The 16,945-nt window shown below is 51.3% G+C and carries 22 protein-coding genes; 11 read left to right on the top strand and 11 right to left on the bottom strand.

Features of this window, described 5'->3' with window-relative positions:
- The first annotated feature begins 258 nt into the window (after positions 1-258).
- Positions 259-507: a DUF6434 domain-containing protein gene (locus CNE01S_RS24245; RefSeq protein ID WP_072279080.1), complete on the top strand. Its 249-nt coding sequence runs from the start codon at positions 259-261 to the stop codon at positions 505-507.
- Between the two features lie 531 nt (positions 508-1,038).
- On the opposite strand, the gene CNE01S_RS01930 is transcribed toward CNE01S_RS24245, so the two are convergent.
- The 4 genes from CNE01S_RS01930 to CNE01S_RS01945 form a co-directional block, all read right to left on the bottom strand.
- Positions 1,039-1,584, bottom strand: a complete 546-nt coding sequence (locus CNE01S_RS01930) for a cysteine hydrolase family protein (protein ID WP_061272800.1) — start codon at positions 1,582-1,584, stop codon at positions 1,039-1,041.
- A gap of 363 nt (positions 1,585-1,947) precedes the next feature.
- Entirely contained in the window at positions 1,948-3,000 is a 1,053-nt protein-coding gene (locus tag CNE01S_RS01935; protein WP_061272803.1) for an HNH endonuclease, read from the bottom strand.
- Between the two features lie 65 nt (positions 3,001-3,065).
- Complete coding sequence (locus CNE01S_RS01940) at positions 3,066-3,611, bottom strand: hypothetical protein (RefSeq protein ID WP_061272807.1); 546 nt, start codon at positions 3,609-3,611, stop codon at positions 3,066-3,068.
- 198 nt (positions 3,612-3,809) lie between these two features.
- The gene (locus tag CNE01S_RS01945) at positions 3,810-4,055 is read right to left on the bottom strand and encodes a DUF7661 family protein (RefSeq protein ID WP_061272810.1); all 246 of its coding nucleotides are present in this window, start codon (positions 4,053-4,055) and stop codon (positions 3,810-3,812) included.
- Positions 4,056-4,305: 250 nt separating this feature from the next.
- Between CNE01S_RS01945 and CNE01S_RS01950 the strand changes: the two genes are divergently transcribed.
- Both CNE01S_RS01950 and CNE01S_RS01955 read left to right on the top strand, forming a co-directional pair.
- Positions 4,306-4,503 (top strand): hypothetical protein, encoded by a 198-nt coding sequence (locus CNE01S_RS01950; protein ID WP_061272813.1) that lies wholly within the window; start codon positions 4,306-4,308, stop codon positions 4,501-4,503.
- Positions 4,504-4,644: 141 nt separating this feature from the next.
- On the top strand, positions 4,645-4,920 hold the full coding sequence (locus CNE01S_RS01955; protein ID WP_061272816.1) for a hypothetical protein: 276 nt from the start codon (positions 4,645-4,647) through the stop codon (positions 4,918-4,920).
- A 212-nt stretch (positions 4,921-5,132) separates the two neighbouring features.
- Here the strand turns inward: CNE01S_RS01955 and CNE01S_RS01960 are convergent, their stop codons facing one another.
- On the bottom strand, positions 5,133-5,429 hold the full coding sequence (locus CNE01S_RS01960) for a 7(1) septoil knot domain-containing protein (RefSeq protein WP_061272819.1): 297 nt from the start codon (positions 5,427-5,429) through the stop codon (positions 5,133-5,135).
- A 117-nt stretch (positions 5,430-5,546) separates the two neighbouring features.
- Between CNE01S_RS01960 and fumD the strand changes: the two genes are divergently transcribed.
- From fumD to CNE01S_RS01975, 4 genes are all read left to right on the top strand, one after another.
- Entirely contained in the window at positions 5,547-5,762 is a 216-nt protein-coding gene (gene fumD / locus CNE01S_RS01965) for a fumarate hydratase FumD (protein WP_061272821.1), read from the top strand.
- 40 nt (positions 5,763-5,802) lie between these two features.
- Positions 5,803-6,156 (top strand): DUF1304 domain-containing protein, encoded by a 354-nt coding sequence (locus CNE01S_RS01970; protein WP_169799393.1) that lies wholly within the window; start codon positions 5,803-5,805, stop codon positions 6,154-6,156.
- A gap of 339 nt (positions 6,157-6,495) precedes the next feature.
- Entirely contained in the window at positions 6,496-6,654 is a 159-nt protein-coding gene (locus CNE01S_RS24250) for a YqaE/Pmp3 family membrane protein (protein WP_072279081.1), read from the top strand.
- A 360-nt stretch (positions 6,655-7,014) separates the two neighbouring features.
- The gene (locus CNE01S_RS01975) at positions 7,015-8,124 is read left to right on the top strand and encodes an SDR family oxidoreductase (RefSeq protein WP_061272824.1); all 1,110 of its coding nucleotides are present in this window, start codon (positions 7,015-7,017) and stop codon (positions 8,122-8,124) included.
- Between the two features lie 81 nt (positions 8,125-8,205).
- On the opposite strand, the gene CNE01S_RS01980 is transcribed toward CNE01S_RS01975, so the two are convergent.
- Positions 8,206-9,054, bottom strand: a complete 849-nt coding sequence (locus tag CNE01S_RS01980; protein WP_061272827.1) for a Vmh family MBL fold metallo-hydrolase — start codon at positions 9,052-9,054, stop codon at positions 8,206-8,208.
- 131 nt (positions 9,055-9,185) lie between these two features.
- Between CNE01S_RS01980 and CNE01S_RS01985 the strand changes: the two genes are divergently transcribed.
- Positions 9,186-10,064, top strand: coding sequence for a LysR family transcriptional regulator (locus tag CNE01S_RS01985; RefSeq protein WP_061273076.1), 879 nt, complete (start codon positions 9,186-9,188; stop codon positions 10,062-10,064).
- Between the two features lie 93 nt (positions 10,065-10,157).
- Positions 10,158-10,463, top strand: coding sequence for a hypothetical protein (locus CNE01S_RS01990; protein WP_061272831.1), 306 nt, complete (start codon positions 10,158-10,160; stop codon positions 10,461-10,463).
- Here the strand turns inward: CNE01S_RS01990 and CNE01S_RS01995 are convergent.
- Together CNE01S_RS01995 and CNE01S_RS02000 are read right to left on the bottom strand one after the other, a co-directional pair.
- On the bottom strand, positions 10,457-10,810 hold the full coding sequence (locus tag CNE01S_RS01995) for a DUF488 domain-containing protein (protein ID WP_061272834.1): 354 nt from the start codon (positions 10,808-10,810) through the stop codon (positions 10,457-10,459). The two genes, CNE01S_RS01990 and CNE01S_RS01995, sit on opposite strands and share 7 nt — an antisense overlap.
- A complete protein-coding gene (locus CNE01S_RS02000; protein ID WP_061272836.1) occupies positions 10,807-11,310 on the bottom strand; it encodes a 2-thiouracil desulfurase family protein in 504 nt (167 codons plus the stop codon). Before CNE01S_RS02000 ends, CNE01S_RS01995 begins: the two co-directional genes overlap by 4 nt.
- Positions 11,311-11,473: 163 nt before the next feature.
- Here CNE01S_RS02000 and CNE01S_RS02005 point away from each other — a divergent pair, with 163 nt between their 5' ends.
- Entirely contained in the window at positions 11,474-12,181 is a 708-nt protein-coding gene (locus tag CNE01S_RS02005) for a CTP synthase C-terminal region-related (seleno)protein (RefSeq protein WP_061273079.1), read from the top strand.
- 148 nt (positions 12,182-12,329) lie between these two features.
- Here the strand turns inward: CNE01S_RS02005 and CNE01S_RS02010 are convergent, their stop codons facing one another.
- Together CNE01S_RS02010 and CNE01S_RS02015 are read right to left on the bottom strand one after the other, a co-directional pair.
- A complete protein-coding gene (locus tag CNE01S_RS02010) occupies positions 12,330-13,070 on the bottom strand; it encodes a class I SAM-dependent methyltransferase (RefSeq protein WP_061272839.1) in 741 nt (246 codons plus the stop codon).
- 34 nt (positions 13,071-13,104) lie between these two features.
- Positions 13,105-14,295 carry a CynX/NimT family MFS transporter gene (locus CNE01S_RS02015; RefSeq protein WP_061272842.1) on the bottom strand — a complete coding sequence of 397 codons (1,191 nt, stop codon included), beginning with the start codon at positions 14,293-14,295 and terminating at the stop codon, positions 13,105-13,107.
- A gap of 98 nt (positions 14,296-14,393) precedes the next feature.
- Here CNE01S_RS02015 and CNE01S_RS02020 point away from each other — a divergent pair, with 98 nt between their 5' ends.
- The gene (locus tag CNE01S_RS02020) at positions 14,394-15,194 is read left to right on the top strand and encodes an AraC family transcriptional regulator (RefSeq protein ID WP_061272843.1); all 801 of its coding nucleotides are present in this window, start codon (positions 14,394-14,396) and stop codon (positions 15,192-15,194) included.
- Here the strand turns inward: CNE01S_RS02020 and CNE01S_RS02025 are convergent.
- The gene (locus tag CNE01S_RS02025) at positions 15,184-16,719 is read right to left on the bottom strand and encodes a methyl-accepting chemotaxis protein (RefSeq protein ID WP_061272847.1); all 1,536 of its coding nucleotides are present in this window, start codon (positions 16,717-16,719) and stop codon (positions 15,184-15,186) included. The genes CNE01S_RS02020 and CNE01S_RS02025 overlap by 11 nt on opposite strands.
- Positions 16,720-16,945 lie beyond the last annotated feature (226 nt).

Genomic DNA, 16,945 nt, shown 5'->3' on the forward strand with positions numbered 1-16,945 from the left:
GAAAATGGTCGAGCATACAAACCAAATACGAACAAAACTTGCCTTATTCATTTTTATGATTTCCCAGGGTAATCGGATATCGAGCATCACGGGATGGATTCATGCCCTGACAGTAACGGGCTGGGGTTATAAGTTACCTAATAAAGGGGGAGTTCACAAAATGAAAAACGTGAATTGGGACTGCCATAATTGGTGGGCATTATCACAGGCATTCACTGATTGCCTGTGAAATCGGTTGTTTAGTACAGGAGTGAACAAGTGAACATCGACTGGCACAGTGCTGTATTAACACGCGCTACTGTAGTGGATAAACACTACAAAAATACACAAAACGTTCGCCGTTTCATGATAGAGGAGTGTGGTCCGCATTTTCGATTTGATCGCGAATTTATGGCATGGATACGAAATGGTGTAGCCAAAAATTTGGGTGATGTCGTTGATGAGTGGAAGCGCAGAGATTCATTCTCGAGATCGCCGCTGGCCGGTAAGCCTGAATCTGAAGCGTAATGACTGATAACCACGTTTACCAGGCGTGGTGTTTCGTAAAAAATGGCGCATAGAAAAAATTCCACCCGCCATAATAATCAGAGATAAATTTCGTTATTCAGTGTATGAGTTTGCCACAAAATCGTATGTATAGTTGTCACCCATTAACTCACCTGCAGGCACATCCTCAGCTGCCGTTGCTTTTATTCTATAGAGAGCGTCAGGGCTTCCTGTCATTTAAAAAAATATGCACTTTGGCAGTGTTAGCTCCGTCAATTATTGGGGAAGAAAAATAGGCTTTGGCTTAAGGAAGGGATACGAATGAAATCAGCATGAAAAACAAACCGCCCGACCACGACACAGTTAAAGCAGGGTTGCAACCTGGAGCATTAAACACAAAACGCCCGATGAAAGCATTCACCGGGCGTTAACATAATTGAAAAGTGCCAGCCTGTTTCAGGGCTGGCCGGCGAAATTATAAGGAATGTCCACTTTGCACCTTCATCTGACATGACGCATTTTAGCCGCCGTGGGGCGGCCCCTGGTTAACATTCATTTCTCAGAATGAAAGCGCCAGTCAGCCGCTGTGGCGAGTGTCACAAACGGGCCAGCCAGCGTAACGTTGTGATGGTTGATGATTTCACTCGCTGACAAATATTCGTTATCCATTGTTGTATGCGCATCTGAAATCAGTATGGTCCTGAACCCAAGCTCTGGCGCTGCACGGCAGGTCGTATCCACACAAAATTCTGTTTTCATCCCGGCGATAACCAGTTGTTTAACACCTCGTTGGTTAAGCTGATGCTGCAGGTTCGTATCCCGGAAACAGTTGGGGGACTTTTTGATAAACACGACATCGTGCTCAGCGTTGACGGTTAGTTCGGGTATCAGTTGTGTTAACGGACTTTGCTCTGAGAATGGGGAGTTATCAGGCCCGGTGTGGCGGGCAAAAAATACGGGCACCCTAGCCAGCCTTGCTTTTTCAATCAGCAAGCAGATGTTAGACAGAACCGCGTCTGCAAAATATGGCGAGGCGGGGCCACGGAAAAGCCCCTGCTGCATATCGATCACTAAAAGCGCATTTTCAGATGAAATCATGATGTATCTCCATTCAGTCAGTTATGAACGGAGAAATTTTCTTCCCCGTCCGGTTTGGCGGGGAGTCAGAGTCTGTTTTGTCAGGAACCAGTCACAGATACGCCCACGCCGCCGAAGGTGCCGGTAGTGGTAACTGTGGTTGCTGGCTGAGCTGACTTAATCATTTATGATCTTCTTGTGTGCGTTGAGTCTTTGGAACAGTCATTATAAAAACTGCCCTTTTCTTGTAGCACTGAGTAAATACCGGGTTCAACCAATATTTTCCAGAATGTTGCCGGGCTTTGTGGGCATCACCTGCCCCACAAAGAAAAGCAGTTCGGCTTCTCGCTCAACATCACGGTACGTTACTCAGTCGGAGAAAAGTCAGCTATTTTTAATGCAGAAATCTCGGTGCCAGGCAATATGTTCTTTCAGCGGCCAATCGTCCGGGGAGCGGGGTAAGCGAATAGCTTTACCGTGTAACGTGTTATATTCCGTGTGCATAATTGCAGGGGCAAGACATACCCGATATTCGTTATCGAGCCACAACAAGCCTTTATCAAACAAGGTATGGATATCGGTTCTCAGCAATAACCCAAAACACGCCCGGGAATGCCAGGCGCCAGCATAAGGGCGGAGATGTGCGGCTTCAAGCAACGCAGAAATAGCACACCCGGTGATGGCACATTGACCCTCATATGCACGAAAAAGGCGACGCCTGAAGGCTGGTTGTCCCTCTCGGGCAAGTATTTCTTGCAGTATCCTTACACGTGCATCGTGGTATGTTTCGTCAGCAGGAATATTATTTGCGAGTTCGCTTTCATCTCTGAGCTGCAGCATAATCAAATCGGCCAATCCAGGCGCTGCAATACAAACAGGCGTTTTGCCATCCTCCGCGATGTCCCAGATACCATGCTTTTCAGGTATGTATATGACATATCGCGTTTCCCTTCCTGCTCCAGAACGATAAAGCTTGTCCATGGGATGGTTACTGTTACTCAGCATGCTTTTTCGTGTTCCGCGATGAAACCATCGCTGATTGTGATTCACAGTCAGTGCCTGAAACTGATATTCGATTTCAGATTTTTTAAGCGGTGCATTGCTTGTTATTATCCATTTAACTACTTCGGCAACAGAAACTTCACCAAGCAGTTCCACTGCGTATACCACCCGAAGACGTTGTGGTTCCAAATATTCATCCGGAATAGTATGGCCACTCAATGATATATCGCTTTTAAAACTGTGGTGACGCATCCAGTCCCCCCATTGGCGTGAATGCGTGCTAATGCCTTTTCTATCCGGTTCTCGACGGTGAATTTCTGCCATAAACTCCTGTCGTGTCGGCGCTCTGCCAAGTTGCTCATACAATTCAGAACAACAATCCCACACGGCTCTTACCAACACGCCTTTCGGGTAACCTTCTTTGCTTAACCCCATCTTCATTTCCTTATATTTTATAGGATGAACTATTCCCCGTAGACTCCATGTGGCAATTTACTTGTCTACAACCTGCCGGTCAGGAAATTGCTACAGGTATTATTTTTAATCGGCCATGCTTTCGGCTGAGGCAGATTTTTTGTTTCTTCAGGTGTCATGACGGCAAGTCTGTTTAAATACACTTTGTCAGTATTATTTCCGACCTCGACCACACCACTGCTACTATTAAGGAAATAGCTTTTATTGGCTTCAGGGATGAATGCTATAGATGTTATATATGCCCCCCATTTATCAAAGCCGATAGATTTTATGGCGTATTTTTTATCCGGCTTTATGGTGAACTTATTCATCCCCATAGTTTCACTCTTCAGAAGCCTTCTCAATATTGTCAGTTGCTCATCATTGATTTTTTCATAACACTTATCTTTATCATTATGACTATAGGTGACAAGTGAGTATTCGTGAGTGTTATCATCATACAGGTATATTGTTGAAGCATCGCTACCCGTATAATTTTTTAGCATGTCAGTAAAGTTTCCTTTCGAGACACATGCGGTGAGCGAACAGGCGGCTATAACGGCTATAAAGCTTTTCTTGAGACTCAATTTCATTATTTGGTGCCCTGATTTGATTGTTTCAGATAAAACGAGAACAGCGTTGGTAAAAGCGCATTCCTTCCCGTTTAGTCCTGCAATATATGCTGCTTATATGTTTAAAATCAATGCATTATGTATGATGGCTACTAATTCCAGGAGGCCGGACTAAAAACCGTCATTATGGGGCCGAATTCCGCCTGTCTCGTTATATGCTCAGACCTTACCTGAATATGACTCTCCGGTATTAATGAAACGGACATCCGGATGTTTCTCGCTCGCCGCCTCATGGTAAATATCCCCGAGCCAGCCGGGGAGTTCCTGCTCAGTTAGCCATTCCGGGATAACCACATCATAAATCCGGGAATATTTCCCCTCATTAGGATCAACGCGATAAAGCAGCCATTGTTCATTGACTCTCTTTATGCCCAAACGCCTGCCAAAGACATCGAGTTGCAGCATACATCCTCCGATTTACCCCTGTATTTATTAATGATAAGCGCTGTCAGAGGTGTTGAACAGCGAGTATTTGGTGAGCGTTTTCATTCTTGTAAAATTCAGACATAAAAAATCTTCGAAATGTTACAGAGTTGTATCAATGAGTTATTTGCCGACGTTGTAAAAGGGAAGGGGATTAGGAAAAGATCCGAGTTTTGTCTGAGTTCTCTTGTGCTAGTTTAGAAAGACAGGGAATTTAATTTATGGAGTGATTATGGACAAGGACAAGCACGTCTTCGAGGAGCTTCATCCTGAAACGCTGCAGGTGATCGGCACGGCTGTGGTGCAACTGCTGGCGCGTAAAGAGACGCTATCGCGTGAATCGATAGCCGATATGATACATAAGCTCTACGCCAATGGCCTGGATGATGTGGCGGTACAGAGGGCGGTTGATGTCCTGATCCTGGGATAAGCGAGTGCTCAGGGCCGCCTTTTAGTACGCTATTTTTTTACTGCTTTGGCCAATAACGTTCAGTTTTAAACTGATTGTCCTCAAGTAACATGAAAATGTTAAAATCGCATTTGATTATCATTATCATAAAAGGGATTGTTTATGAATAAGACGCTTATCATCTGCGCTATGTTGTTAACCGCCCAGGCTTATGCCGCGAATAAACCCGCTTCGGAGCTGGTCTGGAGTGAGGCGGAAGAGGAGCCTGGCTGCCACGGGAACGTGTGCCTGAGCAACGAAGAGAAGAAACCGCAAAATATGTACGGCAAGCTTGATAAAGGTGACCAAAAACTGCTGTCCGACCCTTACTCTAAGTACGATCGCGATAACAGCAATAGCACCGCCCGGGCTGGCGTGACGTTTAAATGGGATGATTAACATCAAGGCGCTGAGAGGCGCCTTCAGACTGATGACAAACCTCTGGCGAGAGAAGAAATACCAGACGACTCGTTAAAAAAAAGGAAAATCAATTCATTGATTTTCGACAGATAACCACAAAGAGGGAAAAACCACGCTTTTTTCCTCTTTGTCAGCAACCTAAAGGCGCTGAGAGGCGCCTTTTTTGATCGTGGCAAGTACTGCACGCCTATTTACGGTGGTCCTGGGAAAGCATCAACATATTTAATGGTGAAGTCAGGGAACGCATCCACTATCTGAATTTTATAGTCCGGGAAAGCATCAACGATTTGCCACTTTCCAGGCGAATCCGCAAAGGCATAAACTTTCTGAACACTCAGGTCTTGAAAAGCATCGACCACCTGCACTTTATAGTCCGGGAACGCGTCGACAATTTGTATTTTGCCGTAAATTTGCGAAACGTCGACGGCAAATACTGTGGCTGAAGAAAATGCGGCCATGGTCACCAAAATCAGTCCTGATAATCTCATCTCTGGCATCCTGGTTTATTATCTATGAGTGAATAGCATAGCCGTTTTTCTCCTCTCAGGTTATAAATTCAGGACTTAAATGCTACTGTAAGATCAAACAGATAAGCCGGAGGCGAGATGGATAAAAAAGCAAAAGATGACCTGTTGTATCAGGAGATGTGCCGCGTGGTGGGTAAGGTGGTGCTGGAGATGCGGGATCTTGGGCAGGAACCGAAACACATCGTGATTGCCGGCGTGGTCAGAACTATGCTTGCAAATCATAAAATCAAACGTTCTCCGCTGACCAGCGAAGCGATGGAACACGTGATAAAAGCGCTTGGCTATGAAGTTTAGCCGGCGCCTGTCGACAAAATAACCTCTTCAGGAATTGCCTATGATTGCCAATATTCTTATCGGCCTGGTGGCTGTGATTCACCTTTATATTCTGGTGCTGGAAATGGTGCTTTGGGATAAACCGGCGGGGCGAAAGGCTTTTGGGTTGTCCCCTGAGTTTGCGCGTCAGTCGAAAACCCTGGCGGCGAATCAGGGCCTGTACAACGGTTTTTTAGCGGCGGGATTAATTTATGGACTGCTGGCGGCGGGCAGCGGCTATGAATTTAAACTGTTCTTCCTTATTTGTGTACTGGCTGCCGGCTTATTTGGTGGTTTAACGGCCAGTAAAAAAATACTTTATGTCCAGGCTGCACCTGCGGCATTGGCATTGATTGCATTATTCGCGGGAATATAATCGAAAAAACCCGGCAAACGCCGGGTCACCATAAGGCTATCATCATTAATATAATTGGTGATCGACCGGATCGTTTTTTGAGTGGTTCCGGCCCCTCCAGGGGAGGAGAAATATAGGCATATTTCGATAGCGGAATGAGGGTTCATCAAGCTACCGAAGGCAAGAAATTATCCTGAGTCGTTATGGTTAGCAAGCGCCGCATGATATTTTTTTTCAATGTTGAGTTATAAAACTAAATTTTCCAGAATAATCGGTCTGAACAAACTTCTAAGATTCGTCTACGCTTTAAAGGTAAGGCGTTTTTTTAGCATGGACTAATCGAATTTATCAGGAGTTTATATGGGCTTTTGGCGAGTTGTTTTCACAATTATCCTGCCACCGTTGGGTGTGCTTATCGGCAAAGGTTTTGGCTGGGCCTTCGTCCTCAATATCATCCTCACCCTGCTGGGCTACTTCCCAGGCCTGATCCATGCGTTCTGGGTTCAGACCCGGGATTGAACTGACTGGCCTCGGTCGAGCACCTTCGCCTGAGAACAAATGACTGCTTTTGTCACCCACACCTGGCCCACTGTTGTGGGCTTTTTATTTTCCGTAAATTAAAAAGAGTTCCTGATTACCCAGAAATAACGGTTTTGTTTATCGTTTATTAAGGTTTTCTTAATATTCCCGACATCAATAAATAGTGAAAATAATTACGCCTGAAATTAATTTATTATTTTTATTTTTCTTTTAAAACAAGGATGTACAAACCGTTACACGAAAGTACTGGGCATTATGTAAGGGTAATCCGCTTTATTGAGGAAACGTTTATTTTTGCCATCTTACTATGCTCGTGTTTTCACTCCTGAGGTTATAATAATGAGTCAACTTTTGATTACCGGTGCGACAGGTTTCCTGGGCGGCGCGGTTTTAGCCCGATCCCTCTCTGAATCTTCTTTCAATACCGTCTTGTTATTGGTACGAGCGAACTCTCCTCAGGAGGGCGTGGCCAGAATCAGAAATAACCTTGCTAATTTTGGTTGTACTGAAGCACAGCTGGCGCAAATTAACCCAGAAAATATATTGCTGGGTGATTTAGCCGAGCCTGAACATTTTCTTGATGATGAAAGACTGTCCAGCGTCACGCACGTAATTAACTGCGCTGCGGTGGCATCGTTTGGCGAGAATGCGCTGATCTGGAAAGTTAACGTGGAAGGTACTCTGCAGTTTGCTCGCCGCATGTCCCAGGTGAAAGGCCTGCAGCGTTTCCTGCATGTCGGCACCGCGATGTCCTGCGTACCGGATGCGGGTACGCTAGTGACGGAAAGCATGTCGAGCAAGCCGGAAGAAGAGCACCTGGTGCAGTACACCTGGTCTAAGTCCACCATCGAACGCATGATGTCTGAGCAGTTCCCGCAGCTGCCGCTGGTTATCGCTCGTCCGTCCATCGTGGTTGGGCACAGCGAGCAGGGCTGCCGCCCGTCCAGCAGTATCTTCTGGGTCTTCCGCATGGTGCTGATGCTCGGGAAATTCATGTGCTCACTGGATGACAAAATTGACGTTATTCCGGTGGATTATTGCGCCGAAGCGCTGCTGCTGCTGGCGAAGAGCGACTCGCTGAAAGAGAAGATCTACCACATCTCCGCCGGGGATGTGAGCAGCATCCGTTTTGCTGACATCGATGAAGCGATGTCCAACGCGCTGAACCAGACGCCAATCTTCTCCAATTACGAGCAGGTGGATTACAGCGAGCTGGTGAAAAGCCGCAGAAGCTTCAAATCCATTTACGGGCCGTGCAATGAGCGCTTAATGCTGCGTGCGATGCGCCTGTACGGAGAGTTCTCCATGCTGAACGTGCGTTTCTCCAACGAGAAGCTGCTGGATTTAGGTATGTCTCCGCCGCCGCGCTTTGTGGATTACATCAGCCGCTGTGTGGAAACCACCCGGGATTATACGATTCCGGAGCTGATGAAGGTCGACTTCAAATAACAAAAAAGGGAGCGCAGGCTCCCTTTTCAATTTGTTGATGATATTAAAGGGAGCTTTTGCTCCCTTTTAACGTTTAGAGAATCACCATTTCATTTCGCCGGTATTCACTTTGGCGCTCATCTCCAGCGAGCTTTCATCGGCCAGGCCCGGATATTTTTGCTTCATCTCAGCAATCACCGGGGCGCTTTTGCCTTTCTTCAGCGCCAGCTCAAAGTCGGCTAAATAGTCGCCGGTAAAGACCACCGGCGCCGCGCCTGGTTTGACCTTGCCAATATAGTGGCCTGGGATCACGCGCTTCGGTTTCAGGGCCGCCATTTCATCCAGCACATCTCGCCATTCCTGACGGGCAGCTTTTGTCTGGGAATCGGCGGTCCAGACGTGAATACCGGAACTGACTCCCACGCCGCCGAGAATGGTTTTATTGGCCGGGATCCACAGATACGCCGCGTGAGAGGCAGGCTGGCGCAGCTCAATTTTTTCACCGTCGACGGTGAAGGTTGTCTCATGCGTCACCTGCGGCACGAAGACTTCTTTTGGCGCGCCGTCTTTCAGTATTGGGCCCCAGTATTTGAGCTTCTCAGCTTTGGTGCTGTTGATATGGTCTACGACCAGCGGCGTGGCCTCAATTTTTACCTGTGGATATGCTTTAACAATCGGCTCAAGGCCAAAGTAATAATCCGGGTCACCGGCGGTGATGAGAATACGGGTCAGCTTTTTGCCGCTGTGCTGGATCATCTTCACCAGCGCTTCGCCGTCTTTAACGCTGAACTGGGCATCGACCAGCGTGGCTTCCGTTGGGCCGCTAATCAACGTAGAGGTGACAGGGAAGACGCCTTTGTCCTGCGGGTTGTAGACGTCGAGCGTCAGCGGAGCAGCAAAGCTTGCGCTGGTGAACAAAAGGGTGGCCGCGGCCAGGGTATGTGTCTTCATCTTTTCTATCCTGATCAACTGAAGGAATAAGCCCGTTTGGGAATGAGAAACAGTTTAAATTGCATTTTGTGAATCGTAATGGCCTTATTAAGGTAAGATGAGTTTCATAAATCGAACAGATGGGCGAAAGAATGGACAGGATCATTGCAGCAAAAGTCTATACCCGCATTTGCGAGCTGGGCAGCCTGAGCGCGGCGGCGCGGGCGTTAAATATGTCCCGCCCAATGGTTAGCCGCTATCTCGAGCAAATGGAACACTGGGCGGGAGAACGGCTGCTGCATCGCTCGTCCCGGAAGCTGACGCTAACGCCGACCGGTGAGCGGGTGCTGCAGCAAACCCGGGCACTCAACGAGGTAGCAGAAAGCATTACCGCTCAAAAGCAGCAGGATTTGCCCTCAGGCACCCTGCGCGTAGCCTGTTCACAGTTTGGCGCCCGCTATTACATTGTGCCTTTTTTATCCGACTTTCTGCGTGATTACCCGGATCTTCGGGTTGAGCTGCACGTCAGCAGCCAGGCGGTGAACATGATTGAAGAGCGTATCGATCTGGCCATTCGCATCACTAACGATCTCGACCCCAATATTATTGCCCGCCGCTTAGGAGAATGTGACTCCCGGCTTTATGCCTCGCCGTCTTACATAGAGAAAAGAGGGATGCCGCGCACGCCGGGCGATCTGGAGCACCACAATTGCCTGCAATATAGCTATTTTTTGCGCAACATTTGGCAAATGGTGGATGAAAACGGCGAGCCGCTGAACGTGGAGGTGAGCGGTAATTTTAGTGCCAATGACTCCGTCGTACTGATGGACGCGGTAGCCGACGGCGTGGGGATTGCGATGCTGCCGGTTCAGGATGCAAAGCCCCGGTTCGAGAGCGGGGAACTGGTCAAAGTGCTTGAGGCTTACCCGCCGCGATCGATGGGGATCTACGGTATTTATCGGAGCCGAAGCTATCTGCCCGCTGCGCTGCGGCTGTTTCTGGCGGCGCTGTCGGACAGGCTCGCAAAATAATTTAAGAAAAACCTTAGTTACTGATGGTCATGCCGTTTACTTTTTGCTCCAGGAATGTTCTGATCTCGCGGCGAAAAAGTGAGGGGAGCAGCAATGTTTCAATTAAAACCGGGCAGCCTGGCGATGATCATCGGCGCTCGTACCGCCGCCGGGCGGGTGAATATTGGTAAAGCGGTAGAGTTGTTCGGGCTGTGCCAGCCGGGGGAGCGCTTTGTTAACCCGGTGACCGGCGTGGTAACACAGTTGCCGCCGGAGGCAAACTATCCGCTGTGGCTGGTGACCGGCGAAGTTATCGCTTTTGATGGGCGGCAGGGCTACGCTTTTGTGCGCGCCGAGCATTTAATGCCGCTGGATAAAGATTTTTCCCTGCAGGAAGACGAGCTTCACCTCAGCTACTGATCCCGGCAGTGGCGTAAAAAGTCGGCCAGCACCAGCGCATGGTTCTGGCCGGTATTTTTGGCGCCATACAGCAACGTCAGCGTGCCGCTATCGCCGTGTCGGGCAAGCGCCTGGGCTGCGTCCTGATGTTGCCTAAGCTCTTGCCTGTAGAGTTCGCTGAACGCGGCAAAGTCGATAGTTTCGCCATGAAAGGCTTTGCGTAGTTCGTTCGAGGGCGCCAGTTCCTTCGGCCATTCATCGTAGCGCAGGTCGCTTTTTTTCATCCCTCTCGGCCACAGTCTGTCTACCAGCACCCGGTAGCCGTCATCCCCGGCCGGAGCTTCATAGACTCGTTTACAGCGGATCATGCCTTCTCCTTATCGACGTCTTCTAGCCTGCTTAACAGCTGCGGGATCTGATGCTCGGCAAAGACTTCGATGCCGTGCTGACGCAACAGCGCTGCCGCCACGCCCTGACCCGGTACTGTTTTACCTGCAAAGTGACCATCATAAATTTTCTGGCTGCCGCAGGTCGGGCTACCGTCGGTAAGAATAGCAAAGCGACAGTTATTCTCCTGGGCGGTTTGCAGCGCGAGCCAGGCGGCAAGAAGATAAGATTCAGTGACGTCCGTGCCGTCGCTCTCAAGAATGGCTGCGCGACCGAGAAATGCGGCGTCACCGTCGCCTCCGCTAAGTTCGGCGGGAAGACGGGGCGTTGGAAGCCCGGCCGCGAGTTCAGGGCAGTGGATAACCAGGCGACCTTCATCCTGCAGGCGGGCGAGGGCCGCGCCAGTTTGTGATTTTTCGCTGCCGTTATAGCGGACTTTGAACCCCATCAGGCAGGCGCTAACCAGTATTTTTGCTTTCATTGTTTTTTATCGACGAAGTGAACCCGACACGTTACTACATTGTTTGCCTTGCCGGATAGAGGCTAAGGCCTGCCAATTTTTGCGGTTGTCAGCGTGGAGTAAACAGCCTACTCTATGATTCCTTATGTTGTTCTCTTCCCTCAAACATAAGGCCAACCAAAGCATGTCTGACACACAGTTGAAATCCACTTTACGTATTGCGCTTGTCGGCGATTATAACCCGGCGGTGATTGCTCATCAGGCCATTCCTCAGGCGTTAGATAATGCGGCCGCCGCACTTGGCGTCGGCGCGGATTATGACTGGGTTTCCTCGCTGGACGTGACCAGCCCTGAGGATCTGGTGGGCTACGACGCAATCTGGTGCGTGCCTTCCAGCCCTTATCTGAATGAAGATGCCGCCTACCTTGCCGTTCGCTTCGCGCGAGAAAACGGGGTGCCTTTCCTCGGCACCTGCGCCGGGTTCCAGTATACGGTGGTGGAATATGCGCGTAACGTGCTCGGCTGGGCGGATGCGGGCCACGCGGAAACCGCCAGCGAAGGGCGCCTGGTGATTGGCCGCCTGAGCTGCTCGCTGGTGGAAGTTTCAGACAAGATCGCGCTGCTGGCCGACTCCATTGTCGGGCGTGCCTATGGTGAGACGGAAATTGAAGAGGGCTATCACTGCAATTACGGTATCGCGGAACTGTTTGCCACCGCGCTTGCCGATGAGCCGTTGAAGCCGACCGGCTGGGATAAACAGGGCGAGATACGCGCGGTTGAACTTCAGGGGCACCCATTCTTTGTGGCAACGCTGTTCCAGCACGAACGCAATGCGCTGAAAGGCAAACCTTCCCCGCTGGTTGAGGCTTTCCTCGCCGCTGCGGAGAGATAAAAAAGGAAGGCCCCTCACCCCAACCCTCTCCCCAAAGGGGCGAGGGGGAAAATAGGTGCTAAAAACAAGAAGTGAATCTGCGGGTTAATTCAGTGCCGGGCATAAAGCGAGGCACTGTACTGGCTTAAATCGCATCACGATCTTCGCTTTAACGAGGCTTGGTCGCCCGAAGAATTAAAAAGGCCGGGCGGCGCATTTCTTTGGACAGCCGTGGGTGCTGCGCAAGGGTTTCCTCTGTGGGCTTGGTTTCGAGCATTCGGGTGAGGGCAAACCCGCTGTCGAGCAAGGTATTCACATAGGTTTCCGTGGTGCGGTGATATTTTTTCACATCCTCCACGAACCAACTGGTGTGGCGTAAGCCTTGCTGATGGTAGTGATTGACCGGCCAGATAACCTCTTCTTTATACGGCTGCCAGCCTACCGGGAAAGCGGTGCATATCGGATGTTCCACAGAGAAGATAAACTCCCCGCCGGGTTTTAACGCGGCAAAGATCGTATTGCTCAGACGGGCAAAATCTTCAATGTAGTGCAACGCCAGCGACGAAATAGCCAGATCCCAGGTTTCACCCTCCGGTGAGAACTGCTCCAGCGGTAAATTGTGGTAGCTGATGTTTGCGTCCTGTGTGGCGGCACGCGCCTGGGCCAGCATTTTTTCCGAGATATCATAACCGATCACGCTTGCCGCCCCGTGGGCGCGGGCGAAGCGGGCAAAGTCGCCAAAGCCGCAGCCCAGGTCGAGGATCTTCAGGCCATCCAGCGCGGGCAGAAGGGAGTAAAGCTCGGGGATCTCCAGCAGCCCGTTAAGGCCGGAGTCCTGCTCCCGTAACTGGCGGTAATTTTCAAAAAATACCGGGTCGTCAAAAATGTTCTGCGGTGATGATGATGCCATTCGATCCTCCTTGTGGGTCTGTTCAGGCTGCGGCTTACTCCGCCGCGCCGATCTCTTTCTGGCGCCCAGCATAAGCCCCAAAAATGCCCATGACGACAGAAAGTAGTGCGCAACCCAATAAAGGAATCGCCCAACTGCCCGTAACATCATGGATTTTACCCATCACCGGTGGGCCGAAGGCGGCCAGAAGATAGCCCACGCACTGCGCCATACCGGACAGCGCCGCTGCCTGATGCGCGGAGCCGGTGCGCATACCTATGAACGAGAGTCCGAGGATCATCGCCGCACCAGAGCCAAATCCGCCGAGCGACACCCAGAAGATAGAGAAGGCCGGCAGCAGCCACAGGCCGAGCGTCGCCATACACCACAGCAGCGCCATCAGAGCGGCAATCCCACGTTGGTCTTTCAGGCGGCTGAGGATCAGGCCAACAAACAGCCCCGGAATGGCGGTGGCGAGCTGCAGAATGCCGTGTATCGACCCGGCTTCGGCTTCGTTGTAGCCGTGGCTGATCAGAATGGAAGGTAGCCAGCCGATAATCACGTAATACACAAGCGAGTTAATGCCGAGATACAGCGTAACCTGCCAGGCCAGCGGCGAAGACCAGATGCCGCGGCTGTGCAGCGCCGGGTTGCCGGAAAGGTTCATCACGGTGCTGCTGCCAAGCTGCGGTAGCCAGACGATCAGCGCCAGCAGCGGGAAGATCATCAGCGACAGCATCGCGCCGGACCAGCCAAAACCGTGCAGGGCAATTGGTACCACCATCACGGAGCCCAGCGCGGCGGCCACGCCCATCGTCAGTGAGTAAGCGCCGGTGAGTTTGGCAACCTGGCCGGGGAAGTCGCGCTTAAGCAGGCTGGGCAGCAGCACGTTGCCCATCGCTATCCCGCAGCCGATGATGGCCGTGCCGATATACAGCAGCGCGGCGTGGCCTGCAGAACGCAAGGCAATCCCGGCGCAAATAATCAGCAACGCGCCAAACAGGCTGCGCTCGGTGCCAAAGCGGCGGGCGATCCCGGCGGCTAGCGGGGAAACAACCGCAAAGGCCAGCAGGGGCAGGGTGGTTAAAATCCCGATCTGCGCGGTGGATAGAGCAAGCGCATCGCGCACCATGTCCAGCAGAGGTGCCGCGCCGGTGAAGGTGACGCGCAGGGTAGTGGCAATCATCAGAATGCCGAGCAGAAGCAGAGCGCGGCTCTTCTTGCTCGCTGAAGTCGTGGAAGTCATGTGTGGGTGTCCTGAAAAACGGTAAGGCAAAGATACACGCTTCTGCCTTTTTACGAATCAAGCTAAAATGACAGATTATCGCTAAATTCGGACATGCTATGGAACGTGACCTGGATCTCGAAGGCTTTGACCCGGACAGCATCGTGACGCCCGCGCTGGCGTTTCGCATTCGCGCCGCGCAAACCTACAACGAAAAGCCCATTCACACCCACCGAAAAGGGCAGCTGATTCTGGCGCTCCACGGCGGTATCACCAGCGAAGTGACCAACTCGATGTGGATGGTGCCGCCGCAGTATGCTGTCTGGGTACCGGGACAGATGCCGCACAGCAACCGGGTGACGGCAGACGCGCGGCTCTGCTTTTTGTTTATTGAACCTGATGCGATCGCCATGCCGCAGGAGTGTTGCGCGCTGAAGATCTCGCCGCTGGTGCGGGAACTGATTCTGCGTTTGTCTAACGTTGCCCATGAACATCTTGGCTGCGCGCCCATTCAACGGCTGGTTCAGGTGCTGTTTGATGAACTTCCCCATCAGCCGGTTGAGCAGCTCCAGTTGCCTATCTCCTCACACCCAAAAATACGTGCGATGACGGACAGTATGGCGAAAAACCTGAAACAGAAGAAAACGCTGGCCCAGTGGGCCGACGACATGGCGATGAGCGAGCGTAATCTTGCCCGGCTGGTGGTGAAAGAAACGGGGTTGAGTTTTTTACGCTGGCGGCAGCAGATGCAGCTCATCGTTGCGCTACGGTATTTGATAAGCGGGATGACCGTGCAAAATGTGGCGGAGTTGCTGGGCTATGATTCCACCACGGCGTTTATTACCATGTTTAAAAAGGCGCTCGGTACCACGCCAGGGCGCTATCTGAGCACCCTGGCCGGGGACGATTTTACAGACTAGCCAGCTTAAACTGGGAGACGGCGGTATTCAGTTCGTAGGTCTGCGCCAGCAGCGACTCGGCGGCTTCTGAGGCCTGGTTCACCATCGCCGCATTTTGCTGGGTGGTGACATCCATCTGGCTGATGGCCGTGCTGACCTGCTCAATGCCGCTGCTTTGCTCATCGCTGGCGTGAGTGATTTCGACCATCAGGGCGGCCACGCGCTTAACGTCCTGCACCACGGTGTTGATGGTTTTGCCCGCTTCGTTAACCAGCTTACTGCCGCTGGCCACCTGATTCACCGAATCTTCAATCAGCTCTTTAATCTCTTTAGCCGCACTGGCGCTGCGCTGGGCGAGGCTACGAACCTCCCCGGCAACGACTGCAAAACCACGTCCCTGGTCACCTGCCCGGGCGGCTTCCACCGCCGCGTTTAGCGCCAGAATGTTGGTCTGGAAAGCGATGCTGTCGATGACGCCAATAATGTCGGTTATCTTGTTGGCGGAGCTTGAGATGCCGTCCATAGTTTCCACGACCTGTGCCACGACCGCGCCGCCCTGTTCCGCGCTTCTTGAGGCGGTATTCGCCAGCTGGCTGGCGCTCTGGGCATTTTCTGCGTTTTGCTTAACCGTGGCGGTCATCTCTTCCATCGACGAGGCCGTTTGCTCCAGCGCGCTGGCCTGTTCTTCGGTGCGGGAGGCCAGGTCAATATTGCCGCTGGCAATTTCGCTGGAACGGGTGGAAATCTGATTACTGCTCTCGTGAACCAGGTGGATGACCATGGTTAACTGCTGGCACATGGTTTCCATCGCCGCCATCACGCTGGTTCTGTCGCCGTCGCGGACTTTCACTTCGCAGGTGAGATCCCCGCAGGCTACGGCGTTGGCAATTTCGGCCACTTCGCTCGGTTCTCCGCCGAGCGAACGGAAAATGGTGCGGTGTACCCACCAGCCGACAACCAGCAGCAGTAAAACGGCGGCGCCTGAGCCAATCAGCTGCCATTGCGTCGAGTTAGCGCTGCTGTGCCGGGCTTTTTCTACCGCATTGTCGGCATACTCTGCGGAAGCTTTGACGAAGGATTCAATGCCTTTCTGATGGGCGAAGAAGTCTTTATCGGCCGCTTTCAGCTTTTCAAACAGCGGCGTCGGGGCGCCCGAACGAATAAGCTCCACCAGGTCATTGGCATCTTTAATCATCGCCATCCCCGCCTTGTACTGCTCCCCGAGCAGGTTTTCCTGAAGCTCTGGCGGCAGAGTACTTTTCCAGTAATCGACACGCTGGTGCCACTGTGCGCTCAGGCGTTTGATCTCCGCATCGGCCTGGTCGACGCTGAGCGTGCCTTCAACCACGCGCGAGAGCACCAGGCGCAGCTCAATCAGGTAAACCGGCGCGGGCTTGATGTCAGACATCAAATCCTTTGCCAGCAGGCCGCTTTCGGTACTTTGGGCACTTCGGTGGCTGCCGTAGAGTGAAATGGCGGTAACCAGGGCGGACATCAAAATCGAACAGCAAATTAATAACAACAAATTGTGAGCCAGTGATTTCATTTTGCCTCTCCTATTATTTGAAAAGCTTATCGGCGAGAGGGAGGGGAACTTTTCCATCGAATCTGAAAACTCCTGCCTCAGTCACAAATTTATGCCTGAAACGGGGCATTTTTTATTTTTAAAATAATCACTTAACTTAATTATTTGTTAAATCTATAAGTAAAAGATTTAACGCTGTTTTAACTAATATGTTTTCTGCATATGCAATGCAGGATTAAGCATTGGC

This window comes from Cedecea neteri NBRC 105707 = ATCC 33855, assembly GCF_001571265.1.
GTDB classification, from domain to species: domain Bacteria; phylum Pseudomonadota; class Gammaproteobacteria; order Enterobacterales; family Enterobacteriaceae; genus Cedecea; species Cedecea neteri.

Excerpts from the sequence above, each read along its gene's own strand:
- fumD (WP_061272821.1), top strand. The coding sequence starts at position 5,547 with ATGGATAAAAAAGCAAAAGATGACCTGTTGTATCAGGAGATGTGCCGC.
- CNE01S_RS01980 (WP_061272827.1), bottom strand. The coding sequence starts at position 9,054 with ATGAAGACACATACCCTGGCCGCGGCCACCCTTTTGTTCACCAGCGCA.
- CNE01S_RS01985 (WP_061273076.1), top strand. The coding sequence starts at position 9,186 with ATGGACAGGATCATTGCAGCAAAAGTCTATACCCGCATTTGCGAGCTG.
- CNE01S_RS01930 (WP_061272800.1), bottom strand. The coding sequence starts at position 1,584 with ATGATTTCATCTGAAAATGCGCTTTTAGTGATCGATATGCAGCAGGGG.
- CNE01S_RS01950 (WP_061272813.1), top strand. The coding sequence starts at position 4,306 with ATGGACAAGGACAAGCACGTCTTCGAGGAGCTTCATCCTGAAACGCTG.
- CNE01S_RS02015 (WP_061272842.1), bottom strand. The coding sequence starts at position 14,295 with ATGACTTCCACGACTTCAGCGAGCAAGAAGAGCCGCGCTCTGCTTCTG.
- CNE01S_RS02025 (WP_061272847.1), bottom strand. The coding sequence starts at position 16,719 with ATGAAATCACTGGCTCACAATTTGTTGTTATTAATTTGCTGTTCGATT.
- CNE01S_RS01970 (WP_169799393.1), top strand. The coding sequence starts at position 5,803 with ATGATTGCCAATATTCTTATCGGCCTGGTGGCTGTGATTCACCTTTAT.
- CNE01S_RS02000 (WP_061272836.1), bottom strand. The coding sequence starts at position 11,310 with ATGAAAGCAAAAATACTGGTTAGCGCCTGCCTGATGGGGTTCAAAGTC.
- CNE01S_RS01945 (WP_061272810.1), bottom strand. The coding sequence starts at position 4,055 with ATGCTGCAACTCGATGTCTTTGGCAGGCGTTTGGGCATAAAGAGAGTC.
- CNE01S_RS01990 (WP_061272831.1), top strand. The coding sequence starts at position 10,158 with ATGTTTCAATTAAAACCGGGCAGCCTGGCGATGATCATCGGCGCTCGT.
- CNE01S_RS01935 (WP_061272803.1), bottom strand. The coding sequence starts at position 3,000 with ATGGGGTTAAGCAAAGAAGGTTACCCGAAAGGCGTGTTGGTAAGAGCC.
- CNE01S_RS02010 (WP_061272839.1), bottom strand. The coding sequence starts at position 13,070 with ATGGCATCATCATCACCGCAGAACATTTTTGACGACCCGGTATTTTTT.
- CNE01S_RS01960 (WP_061272819.1), bottom strand. The coding sequence starts at position 5,429 with ATGAGATTATCAGGACTGATTTTGGTGACCATGGCCGCATTTTCTTCA.
- CNE01S_RS01975 (WP_061272824.1), top strand. The coding sequence starts at position 7,015 with ATGAGTCAACTTTTGATTACCGGTGCGACAGGTTTCCTGGGCGGCGCG.
- CNE01S_RS01955 (WP_061272816.1), top strand. The coding sequence starts at position 4,645 with ATGAATAAGACGCTTATCATCTGCGCTATGTTGTTAACCGCCCAGGCT.
- CNE01S_RS01995 (WP_061272834.1), bottom strand. The coding sequence starts at position 10,810 with ATGATCCGCTGTAAACGAGTCTATGAAGCTCCGGCCGGGGATGACGGC.
- CNE01S_RS02005 (WP_061273079.1), top strand. The coding sequence starts at position 11,474 with ATGTCTGACACACAGTTGAAATCCACTTTACGTATTGCGCTTGTCGGC.
- CNE01S_RS02020 (WP_061272843.1), top strand. The coding sequence starts at position 14,394 with ATGGAACGTGACCTGGATCTCGAAGGCTTTGACCCGGACAGCATCGTG.
- CNE01S_RS01940 (WP_061272807.1), bottom strand. The coding sequence starts at position 3,611 with ATGAAATTGAGTCTCAAGAAAAGCTTTATAGCCGTTATAGCCGCCTGT.
- CNE01S_RS24250 (WP_072279081.1), top strand. The coding sequence starts at position 6,496 with ATGGGCTTTTGGCGAGTTGTTTTCACAATTATCCTGCCACCGTTGGGT.